The 23,760-nt window shown below is 60.2% G+C and carries 22 protein-coding genes and 1 pseudogene; 20 read left to right on the forward strand and 3 right to left on the reverse strand.

From position 1 onward, the window contains the following. Window positions 1–3 precede the first annotated feature (3 nt). Window positions 4–806 (reverse strand): IS5 family transposase gene (locus OIS53_RS04955; protein ID WP_264681287.1). Its coding sequence is split into 2 segments (ribosomal slippage): window positions 4–476 and window positions 476–806, totalling 804 coding nucleotides; the frame shifts between segments, so codons are not numbered across the junction. A gap of 101 nt (window positions 807–907) precedes the next feature. On the opposite strand from OIS53_RS04955, the gene OIS53_RS04960 reads away from it, so the two are divergent. The 3 genes from OIS53_RS04960 to OIS53_RS04970 all read left to right on the forward strand — a co-directional run bounded on the left by OIS53_RS04960 (window position 908) and on the right by OIS53_RS04970 (window position 4,341). Beyond that, window positions 908–1,192 (forward strand): tetratricopeptide repeat protein, encoded by a 285-nt coding sequence (locus OIS53_RS04960; RefSeq protein WP_264681288.1) that lies wholly within the window; start codon window positions 908–910, stop codon window positions 1,190–1,192. Between the two features lie 626 nt (window positions 1,193–1,818). Beyond that, a complete protein-coding gene (locus OIS53_RS04965) occupies window positions 1,819–2,757 on the forward strand; it encodes a hypothetical protein (protein ID WP_264681289.1) in 939 nt (312 codons plus the stop codon). Between the two features lie 543 nt (window positions 2,758–3,300). Then, window positions 3,301–4,341, forward strand: coding sequence for a Fic family protein (locus tag OIS53_RS04970; RefSeq protein WP_264681290.1), 1,041 nt, complete (start codon window positions 3,301–3,303; stop codon window positions 4,339–4,341). Window positions 4,342–4,545: 204 nt separating this feature from the next. Here the strand turns inward: OIS53_RS04970 and OIS53_RS04975 are convergent, their stop codons facing one another. After that, window positions 4,546–4,674 carry a hypothetical protein gene (locus OIS53_RS04975; RefSeq protein WP_264681291.1) on the reverse strand — a complete coding sequence of 43 codons (129 nt, stop codon included), beginning with the start codon at window positions 4,672–4,674 and terminating at the stop codon, window positions 4,546–4,548. Between the two features lie 625 nt (window positions 4,675–5,299). Here OIS53_RS04975 and OIS53_RS04980 point away from each other — a divergent pair. From OIS53_RS04980 to OIS53_RS05055, 16 genes and pseudogenes are all read left to right on the forward strand, one after another. Next, window positions 5,300–6,394, forward strand: coding sequence for an OmpA family protein (locus tag OIS53_RS04980; protein ID WP_264681292.1), 1,095 nt, complete (start codon window positions 5,300–5,302; stop codon window positions 6,392–6,394). A 25-nt stretch (window positions 6,395–6,419) separates the two neighbouring features. Beyond that, window positions 6,420–7,685 (forward strand): DUF3370 domain-containing protein, encoded by a 1,266-nt coding sequence (locus OIS53_RS04985; protein WP_264681293.1) that lies wholly within the window; start codon window positions 6,420–6,422, stop codon window positions 7,683–7,685. Window positions 7,686–7,986: 301 nt separating this feature from the next. Beyond that, window positions 7,987–8,814: a rhomboid family intramembrane serine protease gene (locus OIS53_RS04990; RefSeq protein WP_264681294.1), complete on the forward strand. Its 828-nt coding sequence runs from the start codon at window positions 7,987–7,989 to the stop codon at window positions 8,812–8,814. 111 nt (window positions 8,815–8,925) lie between these two features. After that, a complete protein-coding gene (locus OIS53_RS04995; protein WP_264681295.1) occupies window positions 8,926–9,384 on the forward strand; it encodes a hypothetical protein in 459 nt (152 codons plus the stop codon). A 206-nt stretch (window positions 9,385–9,590) separates the two neighbouring features. Continuing rightward, window positions 9,591–10,388, forward strand: a complete 798-nt coding sequence (locus OIS53_RS05000; protein WP_264681297.1) for a HipA family kinase — start codon at window positions 9,591–9,593, stop codon at window positions 10,386–10,388. Further along, on the forward strand, window positions 10,366–10,761 hold the full coding sequence (locus OIS53_RS05005; protein WP_264681298.1) for a DUF3037 domain-containing protein: 396 nt from the start codon (window positions 10,366–10,368) through the stop codon (window positions 10,759–10,761). Before OIS53_RS05000 ends, OIS53_RS05005 begins: the two co-directional genes overlap by 23 nt. 202 nt (window positions 10,762–10,963) lie before the next feature. Next, window positions 10,964–11,758: an isocitrate lyase/PEP mutase family protein gene (locus OIS53_RS05010; protein WP_264681299.1), complete on the forward strand. Its 795-nt coding sequence runs from the start codon at window positions 10,964–10,966 to the stop codon at window positions 11,756–11,758. After that, window positions 11,755–12,234, forward strand: a pseudogene (locus OIS53_RS05015) (bifunctional transcriptional activator/DNA repair enzyme AdaA); the annotation flags it as partial. The gene OIS53_RS05010 and the pseudogene OIS53_RS05015, both read left to right, overlap by 4 nt. 247 nt (window positions 12,235–12,481) lie before the next feature. Next, complete coding sequence (locus OIS53_RS05020) at window positions 12,482–12,826, forward strand: methylated-DNA--[protein]-cysteine S-methyltransferase (RefSeq protein WP_319805491.1); 345 nt, start codon at window positions 12,482–12,484, stop codon at window positions 12,824–12,826. A gap of 152 nt (window positions 12,827–12,978) precedes the next feature. After that, complete coding sequence (locus OIS53_RS05025; RefSeq protein ID WP_264681300.1) at window positions 12,979–13,446, forward strand: Dps family protein; 468 nt, start codon at window positions 12,979–12,981, stop codon at window positions 13,444–13,446. Between the two features lie 113 nt (window positions 13,447–13,559). Further along, entirely contained in the window at window positions 13,560–14,276 is a 717-nt protein-coding gene (locus OIS53_RS05030; protein WP_264681301.1) for an XAC2610-related protein, read from the forward strand. 123 nt (window positions 14,277–14,399) lie between these two features. Continuing rightward, entirely contained in the window at window positions 14,400–14,537 is a 138-nt protein-coding gene (locus OIS53_RS05035) for a hypothetical protein (RefSeq protein ID WP_264681302.1), read from the forward strand. Between the two features lie 254 nt (window positions 14,538–14,791). Then, the gene (locus tag OIS53_RS05040) at window positions 14,792–15,418 is read left to right on the forward strand and encodes an FKBP-type peptidyl-prolyl cis-trans isomerase (protein ID WP_264681303.1); all 627 of its coding nucleotides are present in this window, start codon (window positions 14,792–14,794) and stop codon (window positions 15,416–15,418) included. 272 nt (window positions 15,419–15,690) lie between these two features. After that, window positions 15,691–16,245 (forward strand): hypothetical protein, encoded by a 555-nt coding sequence (locus OIS53_RS05045; RefSeq protein ID WP_264681304.1) that lies wholly within the window; start codon window positions 15,691–15,693, stop codon window positions 16,243–16,245. A gap of 120 nt (window positions 16,246–16,365) precedes the next feature. Continuing rightward, window positions 16,366–18,300, forward strand: a complete 1,935-nt coding sequence (locus tag OIS53_RS05050; protein ID WP_264681305.1) for a KUP/HAK/KT family potassium transporter — start codon at window positions 16,366–16,368, stop codon at window positions 18,298–18,300. 385 nt (window positions 18,301–18,685) lie between these two features. Continuing rightward, window positions 18,686–20,248 carry a S8/S53 family peptidase gene (locus OIS53_RS05055; protein WP_264681306.1) on the forward strand — a complete coding sequence of 521 codons (1,563 nt, stop codon included), beginning with the start codon at window positions 18,686–18,688 and terminating at the stop codon, window positions 20,246–20,248. Between the two features lie 174 nt (window positions 20,249–20,422). Here the strand turns inward: OIS53_RS05055 and OIS53_RS05060 are convergent, their stop codons facing one another. Further along, entirely contained in the window at window positions 20,423–22,222 is a 1,800-nt protein-coding gene (locus OIS53_RS05060) for a M61 family metallopeptidase (protein WP_264681307.1), read from the reverse strand. Window positions 22,223–22,545: 323 nt separating this feature from the next. Here OIS53_RS05060 and OIS53_RS05065 point away from each other — a divergent pair, with 323 nt between their 5' ends. Further along, window positions 22,546–23,091, forward strand: coding sequence for a C40 family peptidase (locus OIS53_RS05065; RefSeq protein ID WP_264681308.1), 546 nt, complete (start codon window positions 22,546–22,548; stop codon window positions 23,089–23,091). The last annotated feature ends 669 nt before the right edge of the window (window positions 23,092–23,760 follow it).

Raw genomic sequence — 23,760 nt, forward strand, 5'->3', positions numbered from 1 at the left:
TGTCTAACAAAACCTCAAGCATGCTTTAAGCGTGCTGAGGGCGCAGGCCAGCTTCGTGAAGGCCAGGTGGATGTCGTCCCGGCGTTCGTAGCGCACGCGCCGGCGCCGGAAGCGGTTGAGCCAAGCGAAGGTGCGCTCGACCACCCAGCGGTGGCGTCCCAGCCGCTCGCTCGACTCGATGCCACGCCGGGCAATGCGGCTTTTGATGCCACGCCTGCGTAGCGCCACACGACACTTGCGGTAGTCGTACCCTTTGTCGGCGTGTAACTGGGCGGCACGCTTGCGCGGACGGCCACAGGCCTGGCGCACAGGCTGTACCGCGTCCAGCAGCGTGTCGAATACGGTCGAATCGTGGCAGTTGGCCGCGCTCAGCTTCACCGCCAGCGGCGTGCCGCGCCGGTCAACAAGCAGGTGGCGCTTGGTGCCGGCCTTGCCGCGGTCCGTCGGGTTGGGACCCGTATGCGCCCCCCTTTTGCGGCCGGGATGCTTTGTGCGTCCAGGCTGGCGCGGGACCAGTCCAGCTGCCCAGCGACGCCCAAGCGGTCAAGCAGCACCTGGTGCAGGCGCTGCCAGACGCCGGCTTCGTGCCAGTCGCGCAAGCGCCGCCAGCACGTCATGCCCGACCCGCATCCCATTTCCGCCGGCAGCAGCTCCCACGGGATGCCGCTGCGCAGCACGAACAAGATGCCCGTCAGCGCTGCTCGGTCCGCTACGCGCGGACGGCCGCCCTTGGGGTATGTCGGGGCTGGTAGGAGCAAGGGCTCGACCACTCGCCACAGTTCATCGGTGACCAATTGCTTTGCCATACCACCAGCTTACGAAAACCGGTTTTGTTAGGTGCTCTAAATACACCGGCTCGGCCCACGTAATGAAGCGGGCGGCGCTAAGCTTGTCCACGGTAAACTCGTTGCTGGCCGAAGCTCGCGCGGAGCATTGGTACGAGCGTGCACTTGCCTATAAGAACGAAAAGGATTGGATAAACGCGGCTTACTGTTTTGAGCAGGTTGTACGGATTGAACCGGAGAACTGGCGGGCATGGCTGTTTGGTAGTATTGCTCATGCTTATTTAGAAGACGCTGACAAAACTAGATATTATTTTATAAATTTTGTTGTTAATAAATGTGATGACTTGGATGATGAAATTGAAGTTCAAGAAATATATTTTTCTAAATTAGAATGCTATAATACTTAGGTCTATGCTGGCTGTTATTTGGCTCAAGATATTCCAAATGGTTATTACAACATTTTTAGTAAAACCATTGCCATCTGGGAACATGGAGACAAGTGCAATAGAGAGCCTAAATGGCCTGAACCAAATACTTATTTTCATCTACATGGGTATTCTACTCAAACGCTAAATTATGTTCTTGCTCCTTCGTGCTTCGCGTGGTTTTGTTGGACCAATAAAATCGCATCTCACTCTCACCGAGGCATGTGCGTAGCCACTTCACACTTAATCATGGTGTTATTTTATTATGTTTAAAAAAGGCAAAACTATTCCTAAATATACTATTATGCTATTAGATATTTTAATTACAAATAATTTTTATCAATACATTATAGAAGGATGTGGCGACTACTCATTAATAAATTTATATCCAATAATCAATTCAATCAGTCACGAACATTTACAAGAATCGATTTATATTAAATATCATCTTGGAATTTTCCTTGAATCATTAGACTCACCAATAAGTCAAAAAATTACACATATTAATTATATTATACAATTAACTAACAATAATATTATTAAACATATATATAGATTAGATTACATGAAATTTTTTAATGAAAAATTTATTGAATTAAATCTTAAATATGATGCATGTAATTGATAAAAACAGAGATATTTGCAATCTTTTTCTACACGCAGATGCTAGATGTCGACAGGATTTGCACGAAGGTTACCTCGTTTCTGAACGAGATTATATATCGGCTTTCTGCACCCATATCCGTTATCCGCTAGGCCCATTGGTGGGAAATTTACTCAAAGAGGAATCTATAGAGTGCCTGCTTAAATCGTTTCCTAAAGTGATGGGCATCACAGTTCCTGGAACCACCGAAAAGGCTTTTGGCTGCGATGGAGCTATTCTAATTGGGGGTATTCAATTTGGCAGTGGACGGGAAGTATTCAAGCTGGGTATGTTTGAGGCAAAATGGCCCCGCCTCCACGGCGGCTTTACGCCCACTAAGTCCGAGAAATCTTATCGTTGGGACAAAGACAAACGATTCAGTCGCCAATTATCTTCGCAACGGAGGCTTGTACAACAAGGAGTTGCGGTATGGGAACAATTTATTTGCGAGGCAGACCCTACACAAGATTTTCGTACAACCTCTGGTATGTCCAACACTGGCTCAACCTGCGTATGGCACGATGATGCACTTGGTTTTGCGTTGAACAAGGGATTAATTGGAAAGCCCTGGAATGCTCACTTACTCCAAAAGTTGCTACGAAAACACGGCTGCTCGTTTCAGGATGTCATCAACGCTATTTGCAGTTGTAAAGCAGGGGCACCTGTGTACCTGGAACAGCCAGGCAATGAACTCTATTTCGGTCAGGAAACAGGCAAGTCGCCTATGGTTATACACGAGGACAATTTTTCCGATAACGGTAGGCAAATAGATATCAATCCTGTGCCGCTGTTTGAATCAGTAGCTGATATTCCGGCTGTAAAAGCCTTTATGCGAAGAACCGGAATTTCTATGTACTGCTTTGTTGACATGCGGACAATGCCCACTGAACAAAAGGATTTTTAAGCCAGACATAGCTAATGCACTGATACCAGGTCATCATTATACTATAAACCCAAATCTTTTCATAACTCAGACTGCTTCCACACACTAACCAGCGGCCCATGACCACCGATAACCTCACCAGACCCAATTCTTACGAAATCAACCGTGAATACCTTGAAGTGCAAGGCTTACCAGCGCCTTCGCATGTGAAGTTCAGCCGGGAATACCTGGATTATTTAAAATCCACACCTGAACCGTCCCAACCATCGTCCGCGAAGCCGCTACTTCCTCCGAAGGATACTGTGTGGCGCCGATTTCTATTGCAGCCTCGACAATTGGCACGCTTGCAGTAAGCTTGTGCTGAGTTGCTTGCTTCATTTGAAGCAGGCATGGTCAGCCACGCCTAGCGCCCAGCCCTGACCGAGAAGCCCCAACCTCCCTAAGCCGCCCCAGCGGCCAGCCGGTACCGTGCCGCTTGGAGTCGTCTGGGTGGTGCGGTTTATTTGTATCGTATCACTACCGTATCAAATCGTATCAAATCGTATCATTCTATACCTTCACGGTATGAATGAACACGTGCATACCGTTCGAGTAACGCTGGATTGGACTTTGCTGGGCATCATCAGCAAGCTGGACCGATTTGATGCCAGTTGGTCGGCTATTGAGCGGCGGGAAGGTCAGACGCTCAAGCAGCTCAAAGCCATTGCTACGGTGCGCAGCGTAGGCGCCTCTACCCGCATTGAAGGCTCACGTATGAGCGACGAGGAAGTGAACGTGCTGCTGCAAAACACCGACATCAGCAAGCTCGAAGACCGGGACTCACAGGAAGTAGTCGGCTACTTCCAGGCGCTGGATTTGATTTCGGAGTCGTACACGGACATCGACATCAGCGAAAACAGCCTCAAAGGGCTACATAACCACTTGCTGCGCTTCAGCCGCAAAGACGAGTGGCACCGTGGCAACTACAAGCAGCACAGCAACGCCGTGGAAGCCTCGTTGCCGGACGGTACCCGGCAGATTATCTTTCAGACCACCGCGCCGGGCTTCGCCACCGAAGACGCCATGCGCGAACTGGTAGCTTGGTACCACCGCGACAATACTACACACCCCCTGGTGAAGTGCGCCCTGTTTGCCTACGATTTCGTGAGCATCCACCCGTTCCAGGACGGCAACGGCCGCCTGAGCCGCTTGCTGGCCACCCTACTCCTGCTGCGTCACGGCTACGTCTGGATTCAATACGTGAGCCTGGAGCACGAAATCGAAAGCCGCAAGACCGAGTACTACCGGGTGCTACAGCAGTGCCAGTCGCAACGGCCGGGTGAAAATATATCTACCTGGTTGACCTTCTTTTTTGATGCCCTGCTGAACGTGCAGCAACAGTTGCTACAGAAGCTTACCGTGCAGGAGTCAGCCACGCACCTGTCGCCCCGCGAAAAAGCGGTAGTTAGCTTTATCGGCAATTATCCCGGCAGCAAATCCGGCCAGATTGCCGAAAAACTTGGCATTCCTGGGCCGTCGGTCAAACGTACGCTAGCCGAACTCCTGGCCCAAGGGCGCATTGAGAAGCAGGGTCAAGGTCCGGCTACGGCTTATTATTTGGTGTGAGCTAAAAGCCCCAGCCGCCCCAGCGGCCAGCCGAACCCGTGCCACCTAGAGCCATCCGGGCGGCCCGGTTGCGTCAGTTGAACCAGAAGTTGCCCGTTATTGCTTGAGTTGCCGCAACTTTTGCATCTTTACGCAACTTCCGGCGGCTGGGCACGGTTAAAACGCAAAGCAGAAAGAGCTTACCGCCCTTCCTGCCCGGCTAGGTTAGTGGTGTAGCAGCACGTAGAGGCTGCCGGCTACCACCAGCCACCGGCCAAGCTGCGCTAACAGCCTAACCGGGAGCCTGACGACGATTACCACGTAATCGTCGCCACTGCTTGGTTTGTTCTCCATGACTTCGCAAATTGGAGGCGAACAAATCACCCACTTTTTCGAAGCCCGTGGTGCCAGCCACGGGCTTCGCTCGTTTCGGCCGAGGCCAAATTGAGCACCGTGGTTGGCGGGAGACTACCGCACAGCAGGGCAAAGCTACTCAGCTGGGCATGGTTTGCAAGTGCAGTGTTGGCATATGGGCTGCACCACCCCAGCGGCAAGTCGATACCGCGTCGCCGGGAGGTATCTGAGCGGCGCGGTCTTTTCCTATCGTATTAACAACGAATCAAATCGTATCGAATTCGTATCACGAGGGCAGCCGTTAGGACCTACCCCTTGGCTTATTCTCCTCTGCCAGCAACGCCACTACTTCCTGCTTCAGCTGCGGCAAGTGGCGCACCACGATGCGCCACATCATTCACCGCGGTATTGTATTTTCAAACAGTATCTAACTTCTCTGCTACTACCCACCGAATAAAGCAGAACGTTTCCCGACTAATCAAAAACCTACCCCAACCTGGGGACTTACTTGCCGGTCAACATCCAGCCTCGGCTACGCATAAGGAGCAGCCGGGTACGGGCGCAGCCAATAGCATCAATAATCCGTACTTTAGGCCCGGATAAAGTGCAATGCTTTCCTATCGAAATGATACGCTATATCGGGTACGTCCTGGTGTTACTGCTGGCACTGCCTGCCCGCGGCCAGTCTCTGACCGGTATCTGGCAGGGAGTCGAAACAGATGAGGAAGAGCCGGGCGCCACTTGGCCCGCCGAGCTGCGCTTGCAGCAGGGCAAGGGCGGCGGGCTGTTTGGGGTGCTCTACCAGGAAGCCACTGGGCGGCCGGGGGTGTCGGTGACGTTTGAGGTGCGGGCGGCCCGCGCCGCGGCGGGCCTGCGCCTGGAGCACGTGCGCAAGCTCAGCGAAACCGGCCGCACTCTCTTCAGCTACTGGTGCGAGGGCTACATCAGCCTCACCTACGACCCGCAGCAGGAAAAGCTGACCGGCCGCGCCACCTACCGGCCCATTGGCGACTGTGACGCGGGCAGCTTCACGCTGTACCGCATCAAGCTGAAATCGGCGGCCACGGTGCCAGCTGGCGCTGAAACCACCCTTCGCGTATCGGGCCGCGACGTGACCTGGTACGCCGATGCCGACCGGAAGCAGCCCCTAGCTACCGGCAACACCTACCGCACCCGGCTCAGCAAACCCACCACCTTCTACCTCACCCAGGGCTACTACGCCACGGGCCAGAGCGCCGTGGTACCCATTACTGTCAACGTGGCCAGGTCCTCTGCCCCAGTAGCGGCCCGCCCGGCTCCCATTGAGCTGCTGCGCCCCGTTCAGGTGCCGGTTGAGGTTGATACGACCAGCCTGGCTCCGGCTCCGCCGCCCGCGCCCGCCCTCATTACCACCACCCCCGTAGCCTTGCCGACGGTGCTCTTCCGGCTAGGTACCGCTGAGTTGCTGCCGGAGTCGCGGCCGGCGCTGGAGCGGCTGGCCGCCGAGCTGCAAGCCCGGCCCGCGCTGAGAATCCTCGTAGCCGGCCACACCGACCGGATTGGGGAGCCGCAGAAAAACCAGGTGCTGAGCGAGCAGCGGGCCGAAGCCGTAAAGGCCGACCTGGTGCAAGCCGGTGTGGCCGCCGACCGTATCAGCACCATCGGCTACGGCGACGCCCGCCCCCTGCACCCCTCCCCCGATGCCCGCAACCGCCGCGTGGAGGTGCAGGAAGTACCGTAGCGGACGACTGACTATCCACCCAACCATGCGTATCCTCGTGTGCAACAGCGCCTTCCTCTTTGGTGCGGGCGGCCGGCGCCTGCTACTTGGTGTGGGGGCCGCATTGCTGACGGGTAGCCGCCAACCCATCGGCTTGCTGGCCGGCTTCGCTCCGGCCGCTACCCAACTACCAGCCGATTCGGGTAGCGCGCCGCTGGTCTGGAGCCCTGGCACCCTGCCCCCCACCGACCTGCTGGTACCGCCGGCCCGGCTGCACCCGCTGCGGATAGTGAAAAGCGGCGTGCCCATCTACAAAAGCAACAACCCGGAAGTATTCAGCGGCACGGGGTGGCTGATGCAGAACGCCCGCCGCGACGCCAGCCGCGGCGGGCGACGGCAGTACTTGACGGGCCGGAATGTGCTTTACTTGTTTCACATCAACAAAAGCGGCACACCCAAGTACCTGCACGTGCTGGCCGCCAATCCCTCCACCCGCCCGACCAGCGTAACGTACCGCGGCTCCTGCTACACCAACGCCACGTTTCCGCTGACCGGCGCGGCCACGGGCCCAAGCTACCACGTGGCCCACGACTGGCTAACGGGCACCTTTCCGGTGGCGGGCACCACCGGCGACTTTGGCCGAGGCATGGTGCAGGAGCTGTTTCGCACGGCCCTGGCCAACAGCAACATGGTGGACGGCCGCCTGGAAGTAACGTCCACCAAGCCCACCGTGTACTACGTGGTGGTAACGGCCGGCGGCACGCTGGCCGAGGCCACAGCCGCTGCGCAGGGCGCGGGGGCAGCCGGCGAGTACTACCCGGAAGATGCCAACCGCTTCGGCCGCGAAGCCGGCATCTACGCCTCTTCCGAAGTCAGCGCCGACAACACCCTGGACCTGCCGGCCGGCCCGGCTTACCTGGGCTTCTGCCTGAACACGACCAGTAAGTTTGCGCCCGTGGAAAACCAAACCGCCGACTCGCTGATGACCCTGAAGGCGGCAGCCTCCCGAACGTACGGCAACTACGGCCACCACTACCGGCTGACGTTTCGGCTGCGCAACGCCACCAGCACCTCCCGGAAAGTGCGGGTGTACTTCGCTTCCAACGCCACCAACCCGGCCCGCTCCAACGCCACCTGGAACGGCCCCGTGCGCGCCGACACCACCATTGTCGCCGTGTATACCACCTTAAACAAGCCGCGCATCGTGCTCAGCGAGTGGACCATTGCTCCCGGCCAGAGCCGCCACACCATCGAGTTTTACGTGCCCGGCCTGATAACTACCAATCAGCAGCTCATCTTCCAGGTGATGTAGGCCCGTGGTTAGGCCACCGCGTTAGCCTTTGCTGGACGCTCTACCAACCCCGCTAGTTACGGCCGGTAAGAGGGCTCCTGCTTTCGTGAAGTGTCGGTCATTGCTTGATAATTGCATTATTCAAACTATCCTAAACTCAGGTTGAGGCGCTGACCTTTTTATAAACTTCTGCCTGTATTATGTAAGTAACTCAGCACAGGTGCTGTTTCAGGCATTTTATCCTGTATCTTGCCAGAGGATGCCAGAGTCAGCTAGGCAGGTGGCTTGACATTCTTCTTTCTCGTTTTTATTGCACGTTATTATGAATGAGTTAGGCATTGTTGGCCTTGTTGTGTTGCTGGCCACGGTGTTTGTTTCGTATAAAGGCTTTCAGGAACCGGCTTATTTCGAGCGGTATGCCTTTGCCGTGGATGCCATTCGGCACCGGCGCGAGTACGAGCGGCTGCTGACGTCGGGCTTCCTGCACACGGGCTGGCTGCACCTGGCGTTCAACCTCCTGACCTTGTGGTGCTTTGGTGGCGTCCTCGAGGCCCTGGTGGGCGTGCAGCACTTCCTGCTGCTGTACTTCGGTAGCCTGCTCGGCGGCAACCTGCTTTCCTTGTGGCTGCACCGCCATGAGCCGGCCTACCGGGCCGTGGGCGCTTCGGGAGCCATTAGCGGCCTGGTGCTGGCTTCGATAGCGCAGTTTCCGGGCCTGGAGGTAGGAATGCTGGGCTTCTACCTGCCGGGCTGGCTGTACGGGCTGCTCTACGTGGTGGTATCGGCTTACGGCATCAAGGCCCGCCACGGCAATATCGGCCACGATGCCCACCTGGGCGGCGGGCTGGTGGGCCTGCTGACGATGGTGGCTCTGCACCCGCAGCTGCTCCGCCTCAACCCCCTGCCCATTGCGGCCATGCTGCTACCCGCCGTGGCCTTCGGCTACTGGCTGGTGATGAAGCCGCACGCCTTCAGGCAGGACCGTTTCTCGCCTCCTGCCGACTCCTACACATCTACCGACGACCGGTACTACGCTCACCACCGACAGCAGGAAGCCGACTTGGACGGACTGCTGGACAAAATCAGCCACAGCGGCCTGGACAGCCTGACCCCGCACGAAAAGCAGGAGCTGAAGAGGCTTTCCCGCTAACGGCCCAGGCCTCGGCCGCACGCCACACGGGCCCACCACTGCCGGGAAAGTGCTTAACATTACGTCCGCACTCATCACATCCGCTATTTTCTTTACTTATACTCATTCGGAATGAAGCACCTGATTTGGGGTTCCCTGCTAGCCGCATCCTTGTCTTCCTGCAGCGCCTTGTTTGGCGAAGAAGTAGCCCGCCTGCCGGTTAACGCCGTCAGCACCGCCGGGCGAGAGGTGGTGCGGGAAACCTCCCTGCCCCTGCGCAAAGACGACGTGCTGGCCGTGTGGTCGGACATGGACATGGCCTACGACGGCGAAGCGCCGGTGCGGTTTCAGATTTTGGTGTTGAAGAATGGCGCCCCGTTTAACCAGCTCGAAATAGACCCTACCGAGAAGAACGTCAGCGTGGGGGAAGTCAAGACCTCACTCAACGGCAAAACGAACTGGCGCTTTTCCGGCAAAAATGCGGAGGTGACCATTCCGGAAAATGCCACCTACACGTTCAAGGCCCGCCTCATTGCCGCCAACAACCCCACCCTGCTCATCAAGCGGGCCGAAGTGGTGTTGAAAAAATAAGTGGTTCGGTTCCGGCCCGCGCGGCTGCGCGGCCGCCAGGTTGCGGCGCTGGAGTCTATCAGCTGCTAAAGGCGTTGCAGAAGCTGCGGCAGCTGTAGCTAAGGCGGTGTCTGGCTTAATTGGCGCAGCCACGGCAGCCGGAGCCCGCCCGGCTTCAGAAACCACCGAAATTTGCCTGTCCTTTGCCGGTCCCCGCTGTTCCTGCTATGCCCGCCTCCAACGACGACCTCTCTTTGCGCACCGTGGACGTGACGCGCTACGTGACACCCCTGCGCGAAGGCGGTTCGCTGCCGGCGCTGGTGGAGGCCGATGATGGCTTTTTGTACGTGCTTAAGTTTCGCGGGGCCGGGCAGGGACTCAAGGCCCTGATTGCCGAGCTGCTGGTGGGCGAGCTGGCGCGGGTGCTGGGCCTGCGGGTGCCGGAACTGGTGTTGTGCCAGCTCGACGAAGCCTTCGGCCGCACCGAGCCCGATGAGGAAATTCAGGACCTGCTGCGCTTCAGCACCGGCCTCAACCTGGGCCTGCACTACCTGTCGCAGGCTAGCACCTACGACCCGCTGGTCACCACCATCGAGCCCCACCTGGCGTCCCAGGTGGTGTGGCTTGATGCCTTCACGCTGAACGTGGACCGCACGGCCCGCAACACCAACCTGCTTATGTGGCACCGGGAACTGTGGCTGATCGACCACGGCGCGGCCCTGTACGTGCACCACACCGGTCCCGGCTGGGCCGACAACCCGCGCCGGGCGTTTCCGCAGATCAAGGACCACGTGCTGCTGGCCCAGGCCACGGAGCTGGCCGCCGTCGATGCCGACTGCCAGGCCCGCCTCACGCCCGAGGTGCTGCGCGCCCTGGTGGCCCTGGTGCCCGACGACTGGCTGCGGGAGCCCGACCTTTCGCCGGCCGAGCAGCGGGAGCAGTACGTGCAGTTTCTGGCCGCCCGCCTGGCCGCATCCGAAACCTTTGTTCAGGAAGCCGACCATGCCCGACAAGCACGTGTTTGAGTACGCCGTGGTGCGGGTGGTGCCGCGCGTGGAGCGGGAGGAGTTTCTCAACGTGGGCGTGGTGCTCTACTGCCGCGCCCAAGGCTTCCTGCAGTGCCGCTTCGCCGCTCCCGACGCCCGCCTGCGCGCCTTCGCCGGCCCCACCCTCGACCTGGATGAGCTGACGGCCCGCCTGCACGCCTTCGAGCGGATCTGCCAGGGTCGCCGCACTGGTGGTCCCATCGGGCAGTTGGGCCTGGCCGAGCGGTTCCGCTGGCTCACGGCCCAGCGCAGCACCGTCGTACAAACCTCGCCCGTCCACCCTGGCCTCTGCGAAGACGCCGCAGCCACGCTAGAGCGGCTGTACGCGCAGCTGGTGGACCTCACCCCCTAGCCCCCTCTCCAAAAGAGAGGGGGAACTAGTAACCCCACCCCCTCCCCAAAAGGGAGGGGCTCTAGTTCTAACTTTTTAGTCTAGAAACTAGTCCCCCCTCTCTTTTGGAGAGGGGGCTAGGGGGTGAGGTCCCAAAAATACCTGTTCATTTTTCGGTTGCGGGCCGGGGCGGCGGCCGGTTCTTTTGTCTTCCAAAAAGACTATGCACCACGACCTGTACCACCGCTTCCGGCAGCTGCACTTTCAGCCGCAACCTCTATTACTGCCCAATGCCTGGGACGCGCGCAGCGCCGCGGCGTGTGAGGCGGCGGGCTTTGCGGCCGTGGGCACTTCCAGCGCGGCCATAGCCAGCCTGCTGGGCTATGCCGACGGCGAGCAGCTGTCTTTCCCCGAGCTGCGCTACATCGTAAGCCGCATCTGCGCCAGCACAACCCTACCCGTAACCGTTGACATCGAGGGCGGCTACAGCCGCGACCCGGCCCGGATTGGGGCCCACGTGCAAGAACTGGCGGCCCTGGGCGTGGTAGGCGTGAACCTGGAGGACTCCGTAACCGAAGGCGGCCAACGGCAGCTGCTGGACCCGGCGGCCTTCGCCGCCACGCTCCGCGCCCTGCGCCACCACTGCGAAGAGCAGCAGCTACCTATGTTTCTTAATGTGCGCACCGACACGTACCTGCTGCTGCCGGAAAATCAGGCGGCGGCCACCCGACAGCGGCTGGCCCGGTACGAAGCCGCCGGGGCCGACGGCCTGTTTGTACCGGGCCTGACTGACCTGGCCGAAATCAGTGCCCTGTGCCGGGCTACTGCTTTGCCCATCAACGTCATGGCCCTGCCTGGTCTGCCGGACGTGGCGGCGCTGGCCGCGGCGGGGGTGCGGCGCATCAGCATGGGTAATTTTCTGTTTGAAGCTGTAGCCGCCCGGCAGCAGGCCCTGGCCCGCCACATCTGGCAGCAGGGTAGCCTGGCGCCCTTGTTTGCCGAGGTTCCTGCCCTATGAAAGCCCTGCTTCTTCCTTCTGCCGCCGAGTGCTACCGGGCCCTGGTAGCCAAAAACGCCGCCTACGAGGGCCGGTTTATTGCGGCGGTGAAAACCACGGGCATCTTTTGCCGCCCCACCTGCACGGCCCGCAAGCCCAAGCCCCAGAACGTTGAGTTCTTTGCTACCGCCCAGCAGGCCTTGCTGCGCGGCTACCGGCCCTGCAAGGTGTGCACGCCCCTGGCTGCCCCCGGCGCCACGCCCGCCTTCGTGCGCGACTTGCTGCGGCAGCTGGAAGTGCAGCCCGGCCGCAAACTTACCGACTACGACTTGCGCCAGCAGGGCCTGGAGCCGGCCACCGTGCGCCGCTGGTTTCGGCGCCAGCATGGCCTTACCTTTCAGGCCTACCAACGCCTCTACCGCATCAACATGGCTTTCCACAATCTTCAGAACGGCGCCTCCGTGACGGATGCCGCTTTCGGCAGTGGCTACGAGTCGCTGAGCGGCTTTCAGGATTCCTTCAAGGCCGTGTTTGGGGTGGCGCCCTCGCACAGTCAAGAGCAGCAGGTCATCCACCTCACCCGCCTCGACACGCCCCTGGGCCCCATGCTGGCCTGCGCCACGGACGAGGGCCTCTGCCTGCTCGAATTCACGGACCGGCGCGGACTGGAAACCGAGCTACAGGAGCTGGCCCAGCGCCTCCAGGCCACCATCGTGCCCGGTGAGCATCGGTACTTTGCCCGGTATGCGCGTCGAGCTGGCCGAGTACTTTGCCGGCACGCGCCGCACGTTTACGGTGCCGCTGCTGGCTCCCGGCACTGCGTTTCAGCGGGCGGTGTGGGAGGCCTTGCAAACTATTCCGTACGGGGCCACCCGCTCCTATGCCCAGCAGGCCGCGGCCCTGGGCAAGCCCGCCGCCGTGCGGGCCGTGGCCGCCGCCAACGGCCAGAACCGCCTGGCTCTGCTCATTCCTTGCCACCGCGTTATTGGGGCTGGGGGGCAGCTTACGGGCTACGCCGGCGGGCTGTGGCGCAAAAAGCGGCTGCTGGAGCTGGAGCAGGGCCCGGCGGCGCAGCTACCGTTGTTTTAGTCGGACCACGGGAGCCGGCCAGGCCAGCGCAACATCGGGGCGGGTTCTTGCGGTAAACGGGCACGCGCCGCAACTTCTGGCCGGAGCGCCGGTTCTGCCGGGGTGCCGCGCGGCGCCATACGTCCTATCTTTTTCCTGCCACCTGCTTTCCTATGAAAAACCAAATCGGCCTCGATACCGCTCAGGCCCAGGAGCTGGCTACCAAGCTCAACCTGCTGCTGGCCAACTACCAGATGTTCTACATCAACGCCCGCGGCTTCCACTGGAACATCCAGGGCGAGAAGTTCTTCGAGCTGCACGCCAAGTTTGAGGAGCTGTACACCGACGCCCTGACCAAGGTGGACGAAATAGCCGAGCGCATCCTCACGCTGGGCCACCGCCCCCTGCACTCGTTCACGGACTACCTGCGCACGGCCACCATCCAGGAGGCCACCAACGTATCGGACGGGACGACGGCGGTGCAGACCGTGCTGCAAAACTTCCAGGTGCTTATCGGCCTGGAGCGCGAAACCCTGACCCTGGCCGCCGAAGCCGACGACGAAGGCACCAGCGCCCTGATGAGCGACTACATCCGCCAGCAGGAAAAGGAGGTCTGGATGTACAACGCCTACCTGGGCTAAGCCGCCCGCGTGGCCCCAGAGCCCACCTCATCAAGCAGCCCGCCGCATCTTTCGGATGCGGCGGGCTTTTTCTTTTTTGCGCGGCCCTTTCTCTTTCACTTTATTTTCTCCCGATGCCCTACCTCTACGTGCGCCAAAGCGTCCGAAAGTACGGCGTAGCCGCTGGCCTGCTGCTTTTCTGCTTCGGCTTCCGTGCAGTCTGCGCTGCGCAACAGCGCACTTTTTCCATTCCCAATGGCTCCAGCCACTACACGGCCACCATCACCGTAGCCGGCTGCCCCGATAACTACTGCCGGGGCCGGGGCACGGTTCAGCTCTTCGACAAGCAAACCAAACGGCTGGCGCACACCTTTTCTTCCGAAGACCTGACCTTCTTCCTGGACCCGCCACGCCACCAACCCACCGTCAATGTGGTGCAGCTCTACAACGAGCAAAGCCCGCTGATTTTTGCTGACTTCAACTTCGACGGCACCGAGGACCTGGCCATCCGCAACGGTAACAACAGCGGCTACGGCGGCCCTTCTTACGACGTGTACGTGTTTACTAGCCGCTCCCGCCGCTTCATTCGCAGCCGGGAGCTTACGGCCCTGGCCACCGAAAACCTGGGTATGTTTCAGGTAGACAAGAAACGTCAGCGCCTGATTACCTTTCAGAAAAGCGGCTGCTGCTGGCACCTAACTACCGAATTTGCCGTGGTGCCCGGTCAGGGCCTGGTGAAAATGCTGACCGAGGAGGAAGATGCTACCACTGAAACCATGGTAGTAACCACCCGCCGCCGCGTAAACGGCCAGTGGACCACCAGCGTCAGAAAACATCCGCGCCAGGACTAGCCTGCCCAGCAACTCTAGCAGCCTCAACACAACAAATTAATTATGCTTGCATAACAATTTGTTGAACTGCACGTAGTATCTTTGCGTCAACAAATTGACTAGTACACACATACACGCATAGCCATGAAAAAGAGCACTGCTGCCGTTTCTTCGCTGCTATTCCTGGGAGGCTTGAGCTCGTTGGGTTTCCTGGCCGCTCAGGTTCGCAACCTGAATCTGTTTTTCGACCTGCGCGACGAAGAGGAATACCACTACTGTTAAGCCTCGCGTCTTAGCTTAATTCACCTGCGGACCCTGCCTTGTGGCGGGGTCCGTTTTTGTTTGGGCTGGAAGAAACGGCCGGTAAAAATCAGGCAGTTACGGGCGTGTTCCGAAAAAACCACATCCATTCGCGCTGGTTTTCGGTACTTCACGGCAGCGGCCGTCCAGGGTGGGCGGTCCACGTGCGTTTCACCGGCTGGGGCCGGCCTGGGGCCTCCTGCTGCCCCGGCCACCCAGCCAAACCTCCTGAACCTATGGAATTGAGTAGCCTCAAAGACCAGGTAAGCTACATCATCGGGCGCGACATGGCCCGCAACTTCGCCCAGCAAGGCCTCGACCTCAACATCGACGTGCTGGCCCAGAGCATGAAGGAAACCATGGGCGGACAGCCCAGCCGCCTCTCGCCCCAGCAAATGCAAGCGGCCATGCAGCAGCTCCAGGAGCAGCTGCAAGCCGCCGAAGACTCCAACCAAGACCCCAACGCCATGAACAACAACCGCGCGGAAGGCGAAGCCTTCCTGAAAGAAAATGCCGGCAAGCCTGGTGTGCAGACCCTGCCCAGCGGCCTGCAATACGAAGTGCTGAAAGAAGGCAACGGCCGCAAGCCCGGCCCCGGCTCGTCGGTGACGACGCACTACCACGGCACGCTCATCAACGGCACCGTGTTCGACTCCTCCTACCAGCGCGGCCAGCCCGCTACCTTCGGCGTCAACCAGGTTATTGCCGGCTGGACCGAAGCCCTACAACTCATGCCCGAAGGCTCGAAGTGGCGCCTCTACATCCCCTCGGAGCTGGCCTACGGCAAGCGCGGCGCCGGCCGCGACATCGGCCCCGACTCGGCGCTTATCTTCGACGTGGAACTGCTGAAGGTGAATAATTAGGTGAGTGATGGGGTGATGAGGTGACAAGTGCCAGGTGACAAGTAGAACGTCCTGCTCCATCTGGCGTCTGCTTGCCAAAGCATCTCTACCACTTCGTTGTGGTGCTATTGTCATGCTGAGCTTGTCGAAGCATCTCTCCCGCTGGCTAATCAACCAGAGTAGCAACGAAGCGGTAAAGATGCTTCGACAAGCTCAGCATGACGACCTCACTTGTCACTTGTCACCTGTCACTTTTCACCTCCCCACCTCCTCACTTCATCACCTAGAAAACAATGACCGAGCTGGCTCCTGATATTCCTGAGGTACCGGAGGGGTACGCGGACGGAGCGCCGGAGCCGCTGCCCCCACCGGAGCCTGAGCAGTTTGCGGAGCTGCGCAGCGAGGATGGGCGCGTGGTGCTCGGCAACAACGTGCTGGAAATAGAGGGCCAGCGGTTTGCCTGGCGCGAGCTGGCCGGAGCCGACGTGCAGCCGGTGCGCTGGCTGCTGTGGTTTTTGCTGGGTGGCCTCACGCTGGCGGGCTTCACGCTGGGGTACCTGCAGTTCTGGCTGCGCACTATGCCGGCTGCCCTGGGCATGGCCGCTGGCGCCCTGCTGCTGGCCTGGGGACTGCGCGGTACCAACCGGTGGCGCCTGCACCGCTCCGGCCGCGAAACCCTGTTTTTTTCGTTGCCGGGCCCCGCCCGGTCCTGGCAGCAGCTGGCCCAGGAAGTGAACCGCCGCATCCGCCAGCGCCACGACGAAGCCGCTGCCGCCGCCGATTACTGGCTGCAACTCACGGCCCGCACCAGCCCCGGCCCCACCGGCGGCGCCCTGCCGATTTCCTGAGCAGCCTGCCACTTTTAGGGTGGCGTTGCGTAAGCGCGCCCAGGCCTTTGATTTCAGCCCAACAGCTACCTTTGGCCCCGTTTAGGTAAAACCGGCTTTTTCACCCCTTTTCCCCTTCCCATGGACGCCAAACACCCGCACACCGCGGTTTCGACGGCTGGCTTGCTGATTGCCCTCGGCATTATTTACGGGGACATCGGCACCTCGCCGCTGTACGTGATGAAGGCCATTGTGCCCGAGCAAATCAACCCCATGCTCGTGTACGGCGGCATTTCCTGCGTTTTCTGGACTCTGACGCTGCAAACCACCATCAAGTACGTGCTGCTCACGCTGAACGCCGACAACAACGGCGAGGGCGGCATTTTCTCGCTCTATGCCCTGGTGCGCCGGCGGGCGGCCTGGCTTACCATTCCGGCCATCATCGGCGGGGCGGCCCTGCTGGCCGATGGCGTCATTACGCCGCCCATCTCGGTGTCGTCGGCCATTGAAGGGCTGGAGGCGGTGTACCCCGATATTCCGACGGTGCCCATCGTCATTGGCATTCTGCTAGGCTTGTTTCTGCTCCAGAGCTTCGGCACCCAGATTGTGGGCAAGGCCTTCGGGCCGATTATGTTTATCTGGTTTACGATGCTGGGCGTGCTGGGCGTGAGTTGGATTGTGCAGCACCCCGAGATTCTGCGGGCCCTCAACCCCTACTACGCCTACGACCTGCTGGCGAACTACCCCGGCGGCTTCTGGCTGCTGGGCGCCGTGTTCCTGTGCACCACCGGGGCCGAGGCCCTATACTCTGACCTGGGCCACTGCGGCAAAGGCAACATCCGCATCAGCTGGATTTTCGTGAAAACCTGCCTGGTGCTCAACTACATGGGCCAGGGTGCCTGGCTGCTGGCTCACCAGGGCGAGCAGCTCAACAAGCGCAACCCCTTCTATGAGCTGATGCCCGACTGGTTCCTGCTCATCGGCATCGGCATTGCCACTATTGCCGCCATTATTGCCTCCCAGGCCCTGATTACGGGCTCGTTTACGCTGGTGGCCGAGGCCATCCGCCTCAACATGTGGCCCAAGGTGCGCCTCAACTACCCCACCGACGTGAAGGGCCAGCTCTACGTGCCCAGCATGAACCGCCTGCTACTTATCGGTTGCATTGCCGTGGTGCTCTACTTCCAGAAGTCCGAGAACATGGAAGCTGCCTACGGCTTGGCCATCACGCTTACCATGCTCATGACCACGCTGCTGCTTACCGTGTGGCTGCGGGCCAAGAAGGTGGCTCTGCCGCTGGTGGTTTTGTTTGCGGTGGTGTACGGCGCCATCGAGGGGTCGTTTCTGGTGGCCAACCTCATCAAGTTCCCGCACGGCGGCTGGGTGTCCCTGGCCATTGGTGCTGCCCTGGTGGCCGTGATGTACGTGTGGCTGCGGGCCTATTACATCAAGCGCCGGCTCACGGAGTTCGTCAAGATTGAGCCCTACATGGAGGCCCTCAAGGAGCTGTCGGCCGACGAAACCGTGTCTAAGTACTCCACTCACCTCGTGTTCATGACCTCGGCCGAGCGGGCCACGGAAATCGAGTCGAAAATCATCTACTCCATCTTCCAGAAGCGCCCCAAGCGGGCCGACATCTACTGGTTTGTGCACGTAGACACCACCGACGAGCCGTATACCATGGAGTACAAGGTAATCGAGCTGGCCCCCGACGACGTGTTCCGCATCACCTTCCGCCTGGGTTTCCGGGTGGAGCAGCGTATCAACCTCTACTTCCGCAAGGTGGTGGAAGACCTGGTGCGCAACAAGGAGGTGGACATCACCTCCCGTTACGAGAGCCTCAGCAAGCAGCACGTCACCGGCGACTTCCGCTTCGTGGTGCTGGAGAAGTTTCTGTCGGTTGAGAACGAGTTTCCGTGGGCGGAAAAGCTGGTTATGCAGGCCTACTTCTACATCAAGCAGTTTATTGCTTCGGAAGACAAGTACTTTGGCCTCGACACCAGCTCGGTGAAAGTGGAGAAAGTGCCCCTCGTCATCACCCCCGTCCGCGACGTAGCCCTCAAGCGCGTTTCGTAGGTTGTTGGTGATGGGGTGACAAGTAACAGGTGACAGGTGACAGGTGACAGGTAGACCGTCATGCTGAGCGAAGGCGGAGACGAAGCCGAAGCATCTCTCCCGCTTCGTTGGGCAAGCATCAGAAGTTAGCCAGAGGTAGAGATGCTTCGGCTGCGCTCAGCAGGACAGACGTGTTACCTGTCACCTGTTACCTCCTCACTTATCACCTCCTCACCCCATCACCGTTCATACCCCAGCCCCGCTGCCAAAAACAGCGGGGCTGGTTTGTTTTTAAGCGGGAGTCAAATCCGCAAGCTCAACCATAACTATCTGATTTGTTTGCCTGTATCATCTACAGTCTGGTAAGCCAGTCCCTGTTCTTTTCCCAACCCAAACCCACCACTTCATGCGTACTACTACCCTGGCCACGGCGGCCTTGCTGGCCGCGGCGTTGGCCTCGTGCCAGCACGACTCGGCTGAACAAGCAGCTCCTCAGCCTTCCAGTGAGCCGATGACCGTCCAGCAGCTCGACGAAACCATTTTGGACCAACTGCGCCGCACCGGCGAGTTCAACTGGAATCAGGCGCCCGAACACGTGGTCTGGAGTGCCCTGCGCCGCTCCGACCAGGTGCTGTCGGTGGGCTACCGGCCGGCGGGCTTCCGGGGGCGCATCCCCGCCCACGCCGCCACCGACCCGGCCTGGCAGGCCGCCCGCCAGCAGGTGCTCAACCTGATTTTGGCGGAGGAACGCGCCGGGCGCCCGGAGCTGACGGTGGAGCAGCTGCTGGCTTACGACGAAAACCAGCTGCCCGTACTCGACGTGAACGTGCGCGAATTGAGCACCATCCGGCGCCTGCGCCAGTCGGGGCTGGTGCGTTACGCCGAGCCTATCGGCTACGAGCCCAACCGGCCGCGCGACAACGGCACGGCTTCCACCCTGTTTGATTTCGGCTGCGGGGCCAACGTACCGACCCCGGATTTGGTGGCGGGCTCCGACTTTACCGTGCTCAGCAACGGCAGCCGGTCGTCGTGGCACCAGACCAACCGGTTTCACGGCATCCGGGCGGCCTGGAGCCAGAGCACGGGCCGGGGCATCAAGGTGCTCATCATCGACTCGGGCAGCGCCGAGGCCCAGGAAAACTTGGGCAGTGGCTTCAATCAGGGCCTAAGCAGCGGCCGCACCGTGGAGCGCCTCGTGACCCTGCCCCGCCCCACCTTCCTGGGCATCCCCACCGGCCCCCAGGAAACGCCCGACGACCCCTGCGGGCACGGCACCAGCATGGCCGGGGTGTGCGCCGCCCCCCGCGGCACCGATGGCGCCTCCGTGGGCGTGGCCTTCAATGCCGACCTGGTGACGGTACGCGCCACCACCGACGTGTTCCTAGATGAAAGCCGCGAGGTGAAAGGCGTGGCCGATGCCTTCCTGCTGGCCGGCAGCCGCCCCGACGTGCGCATTATTAGCATGAGCTTGGGCCGCCTCACCACGTCCTCCCAAATCACCGATGCCATTCAGTACGCCCACAGCCAGGGAAAGCTGATTTTCTGCGCCGCCGGCACTTCGCTCAGCTTCACGGCGGGCTTCGTGGGCGTCATCTTCCCGGCTTCCCTGCCCGAGGCCGTAGCCGTAACGGGCCAAAAGGACGACCTGAACACCCCTACCCGCTGCAGCGAGTGCCACGTGGGCCCCGACGTTGAATTCACGGTGGTCATGCAGAAAGCCAGCAACGACCGGCGCCCCCTCACCCTGGCCCAGGACGGCGACGAGCCCGCCACCGTAGGCGGCTCGTCGGTGGCCACGGCCAGCATGGCCGGCATGGCCGCCGTGGTGTGGTCCCGCTACCCCACCGAGTCGCGCGCCCAGATTATGAGCCGCCTGGTTGCGGCCAGTTCCAACCGCACCCGCCGCGACGCCAGCTTCGGCTGGGGCCGCGTAAACGTGGCTGAGGCCGTGGGCGCGCCGGCTCTTTAGGTAGAAGTGATTGTGTAGAAGTGATTGTGTAGAAGTGAGTACCGAGAAGTGAGAGGTGAGACTTTCGTTCTGAACCCATTCGGGCTACCAGAACGAGAGTCTCACCTCTCACTTCTTTGTACTCACTTCTATGATAGAACGAGAGTCTCACCTCTCACTTCTCGGTACTCACTTCTACTTACGAACTGGCAGCCACTTATTGAGCACGGCTTGCTGCTCGGCGGTGGGGTTAGCCTGCCGCTCGATGCGGTAGCGCTGGGCAGTGCTGGCCAGCAGCGGGAAGTTTAGCTCTTTGATCTGTCCGTCGCGGGAGACGAGCAGCTTCACCTGGGAGCCTACGGGACGGCCGGTCAGCAGGCGGTTCACGTCGTCGGTGACGCGCAGGCCGTCTACGCTCAGGATTTCGTCGCCCACGTTGAGGCCGCCCTGCCAGGCGCTGCCGTTGCGCAGCACGCTGGTCACGGTTTGCCGGCCGCCGGCCCCGCTGATGCTGGCGCCCAATGCTGGCTCGGTGGCGGGCGTAGCGGTGAGCTTGAGGCCGGCGTAGCCCAGGGCCGTTTCGTAAGGCAGGGTTTCGGTGCCGTACACGTGGCGGCGGAAGAAGTCGTCGAAGCGGCGGCCGGCTACTTTGGCTACGGCGTCCTGGTACTCGGCGTCGGTGAAGCCGCGGCCCAGCTTCGCGTAGTACTGGTCGTAGAGCAGGCGCATCACGTCGTCCAGATGCTTCTGGCCCTTGGTTTCCTGAATCACCAGCAGGTCTAGTACGGCCCCGATCAGCTCCCCTTTGTCGTAATAGCTGATGCCGGTGTTGGGCGAGTTTTCGTTGGGGCGGTAGTACTTAATCCAGGCATCAAAGCTCGACTCGGCCGCCGACTGCACCTTGTTGCCGGGCGTGTTTTCGACCCTGGACAACACGTTGCTCAGGTCGCCCAGGTACTCGTCGGGGGTCAGCAGGCCGGCCCGCTGCACAATCAGGTTGGCGAAGTACTCGGTGCCGCCCTCGCTCACCCACAGCATGCGGGTGTAGTTTTCCTGGTCGTAGTCGAAGGGCCCCAGGGCCACGGGCCGGATGCGCTTCACGTTCCAGAGGTGGAAGTACTCGTGCGCTACCAGCCCCAAAAAGCCCTTCCAGCCAGCCTCGGTGCTGTAGGCAGTGCGCGACACCGACAGCGTGGTGGAAAACAGGTGCTCCAGGCCGCCCGTGCCCCGTTCAATGTTGTGCACAATGAACACGTAGCGGTCCAGCGGGTTGCGGCCCACCACGCGGTGCGCTTCTTCGCACACGCGCTGCATACTCTGGAGCAGGCGGGCCTCGTCAAACTTCGGGTTGCCGAACATGGCTACCGTGTGGGGCGTGCCGTTGGCCGTGAAGGTCAGTACCTGCTGGTTGCCGATTTCAATGGGCGAGTCGGCCAGCTCGTCGTAGTTGCTGGAGCGGAACGTGAACGTGCCCCCGGCCGGCTTGAGGCTAGTGCTGACCTGGGCCCAGCCCGGCGCGGGCTTCACTTCCAGGGTGCTGGGCAGCTGCTGGCCGCCGTCGGGATACATAAACACGCTGGTGCCGTTCACGTAGCCGTGGGCGGCATCCACGAAGCTGGTGCGCACGCTCAGCTCAAACGCATACACCTTGTAGCGCACCGTAAAGTTCTTGGCCTTAGGGTGATACACCCGCCAGGTATTCTTGGCGACTTTTTCGGTGCGGAGCGGGCTGCTGCCAGCCGCGGCCTCGAAGCCTTCTACGTTTTTGGCAAACTCGCGCACCAGGTAGGAGCCCGGCGCCCACACGGGCATTTTCACGTCGGTGTAGGGCTTGCCGAAATCAGTAAGCGCCATTTCCACCTCGAAGTAGTGGGTCTGGGGCTGGGGCATGGCCAGGGTGTAGCGCAGGGCGGGCGCAGCCAGTGCCAGCCCGCAGGGGCTCAGCAGCAGCACCAGCACCGCTGCCGCCAGGTGGCGGGCACGGAAAAGGAGCATGGAGTGAATGTGAGAAGTGAAGGGTGAGAAGATGGGAAAGTAGGTTGAGACAAAACCGGCCTTGCCGCCAGCAGCCCGGCAAAAGCCCAGCCAGCTGAGCCCCCGTTCTGCCGGGCAACAGAGAGTACGCCAGCTTGCTGAGCTATTCCGGTTGCCAAGCTGCTGACAGCAGAAAGCAGCCAGGGTTGCAAAGTAAGCCCGAAATCCGGGCTGTTGGCTGCTTTTTTGTATTGTAGCGCTGGAACTGCTCCACCGCCCGGCACCCGAACTTCCACCGTGAACCACTCGTTACCAGGGCATTGTTGGGCTTATCACTTTCCGCTATGCGCTACGTTTGGCTTGTTTTCCTGATGCTGGTGGGCCTGTTGCTGGGCCGCTTTGCCTGCGCCCGGCGCCCCGCTCAACCTGCTACCCCTGCCGCCGGGCTGCCCGCGCACCGCACGGCCTACGTGGTGGCAGACCGCACCCCGGCCCGCGCCGACAGCATTGTGGCCTTTGCCCTGCGCCAGCTAGGGGCGCCTTACAGCTACGCCGGCACCTCCCCCACCACCGGCTTCGACTGCTCCGGTTTTGTTTATTACGTGTTTGCCCGCTACCGCGTGCCGGTGCCCCATGCCACGGCCCTGCTCATCAGCACCGGCCAGCCCGTACCTCGCGCCCAAGCCCGCCCCGGCGACATTGTGGTGTTTACGGGCACGGCAGCCACCTCCACCACGCCGGGCCACGCCGGCATCGTCATCTCCCAGCCTGGCCAAACGCTGCGCTTCGTGCACTCCTCTTCCGCCAAACGCGAACCAGGCGTTAAAATCAGCCAGGTAGAAGGCACCGACTACGAACGCCGCTTTATGGGCATACGGAGAGTTTTATGAGAGTTAAAAAGGTAGAAGGTTGAGAAGTTAGAAAGTGAATGCAACTATACAGAACGGCACCTCCCAACACGCAACTTTCTAATTTCTCAACCTTCTACCTTCTAAACTAAAACAACGATGCCCGGCCGCCTGTGCATGGATATGCTGGGCGGGCCGGGCATCTAATCCTTCAAATCTTACCAAGCGACAGGTCTGGGGTACAGCCCCGCCATCTTCTTATCAGGTAAGACCTTGCCGTGATGCGGGTGTCAACTCAACTAGGAGCGGACACCGCGCGAAAGCTGTTGTTTAAGCGCGTCCGGCGGTGAAGCGGACCACATTCGACAGGCTTGGCAGGATTTGGTTGGGACTACTAGACATTTTGTACCTCCTTTCTTTAGATCCGACATAACTCCGGCCGCGCTTCCCAGCACCTTAGGGCGGCTTGGCCGAAGCTGTAGCACTCGCTACGGAAGGTAAAGTTAAAAACCCAGTCGATGGTTCAAAATAACTAACCCATTATTTCTGGCTGGACAGGCCATTATTTTTCATTTACCTGAACCTCAACACCTTCCTTAGTTATATTTTTTTTCGTTTTCAACAGCCTTTACAGTTGGCCTTAAACTTGTCTTACTCCGTACACGCAATCAACCCGGTAGCTTGCAATTTCCCCCAACTTTTCTCCTATCT

Origin of the sequence: Hymenobacter sp. YIM 151500-1, assembly GCF_025979885.1 — a bacterium.
In the GTDB taxonomy this organism is placed as follows: domain Bacteria; phylum Bacteroidota; class Bacteroidia; order Cytophagales; family Hymenobacteraceae; genus Hymenobacter.

What these genes read in the sequence shown, in the direction of transcription:
- OIS53_RS04965 (WP_264681289.1), top strand. Translation starts at nt 1,819, where the DNA reads ATGATGCATGTAATTGATAAAAACAGAGATATTTGCAATCTTTTTCTA.
- OIS53_RS04970 (WP_264681290.1), top strand. Translation starts at nt 3,301, where the DNA reads ATGAATGAACACGTGCATACCGTTCGAGTAACGCTGGATTGGACTTTG.
- OIS53_RS04975 (WP_264681291.1), bottom strand. Translation starts at nt 4,674, where the DNA reads ATGGAGAACAAACCAAGCAGTGGCGACGATTACGTGGTAATCGTCGTC.
- OIS53_RS04980 (WP_264681292.1), top strand. Translation starts at nt 5,300, where the DNA reads ATGATACGCTATATCGGGTACGTCCTGGTGTTACTGCTGGCACTGCCT.
- OIS53_RS04985 (WP_264681293.1), top strand. Translation starts at nt 6,420, where the DNA reads ATGCGTATCCTCGTGTGCAACAGCGCCTTCCTCTTTGGTGCGGGCGGC.
- OIS53_RS04990 (WP_264681294.1), top strand. Translation starts at nt 7,987, where the DNA reads ATGAATGAGTTAGGCATTGTTGGCCTTGTTGTGTTGCTGGCCACGGTG.
- OIS53_RS04995 (WP_264681295.1), top strand. Translation starts at nt 8,926, where the DNA reads ATGAAGCACCTGATTTGGGGTTCCCTGCTAGCCGCATCCTTGTCTTCC.
- OIS53_RS05000 (WP_264681297.1), top strand. Translation starts at nt 9,591, where the DNA reads ATGCCCGCCTCCAACGACGACCTCTCTTTGCGCACCGTGGACGTGACG.
- OIS53_RS05005 (WP_264681298.1), top strand. Translation starts at nt 10,366, where the DNA reads ATGCCCGACAAGCACGTGTTTGAGTACGCCGTGGTGCGGGTGGTGCCG.
- OIS53_RS05010 (WP_264681299.1), top strand. Translation starts at nt 10,964, where the DNA reads ATGCACCACGACCTGTACCACCGCTTCCGGCAGCTGCACTTTCAGCCG.
- OIS53_RS05020 (WP_319805491.1), top strand. Translation starts at nt 12,482, where the DNA reads ATGCGCGTCGAGCTGGCCGAGTACTTTGCCGGCACGCGCCGCACGTTT.
- OIS53_RS05025 (WP_264681300.1), top strand. Translation starts at nt 12,979, where the DNA reads ATGAAAAACCAAATCGGCCTCGATACCGCTCAGGCCCAGGAGCTGGCT.
- OIS53_RS05030 (WP_264681301.1), top strand. Translation starts at nt 13,560, where the DNA reads ATGCCCTACCTCTACGTGCGCCAAAGCGTCCGAAAGTACGGCGTAGCC.
- OIS53_RS05035 (WP_264681302.1), top strand. Translation starts at nt 14,400, where the DNA reads ATGAAAAAGAGCACTGCTGCCGTTTCTTCGCTGCTATTCCTGGGAGGC.
- OIS53_RS05040 (WP_264681303.1), top strand. Translation starts at nt 14,792, where the DNA reads ATGGAATTGAGTAGCCTCAAAGACCAGGTAAGCTACATCATCGGGCGC.
- OIS53_RS05045 (WP_264681304.1), top strand. Translation starts at nt 15,691, where the DNA reads ATGACCGAGCTGGCTCCTGATATTCCTGAGGTACCGGAGGGGTACGCG.
- OIS53_RS05050 (WP_264681305.1), top strand. Translation starts at nt 16,366, where the DNA reads ATGGACGCCAAACACCCGCACACCGCGGTTTCGACGGCTGGCTTGCTG.
- OIS53_RS05055 (WP_264681306.1), top strand. Translation starts at nt 18,686, where the DNA reads ATGCGTACTACTACCCTGGCCACGGCGGCCTTGCTGGCCGCGGCGTTG.
- OIS53_RS05060 (WP_264681307.1), bottom strand. Translation starts at nt 22,222, where the DNA reads ATGCTCCTTTTCCGTGCCCGCCACCTGGCGGCAGCGGTGCTGGTGCTG.
- OIS53_RS05065 (WP_264681308.1), top strand. Translation starts at nt 22,546, where the DNA reads ATGCGCTACGTTTGGCTTGTTTTCCTGATGCTGGTGGGCCTGTTGCTG.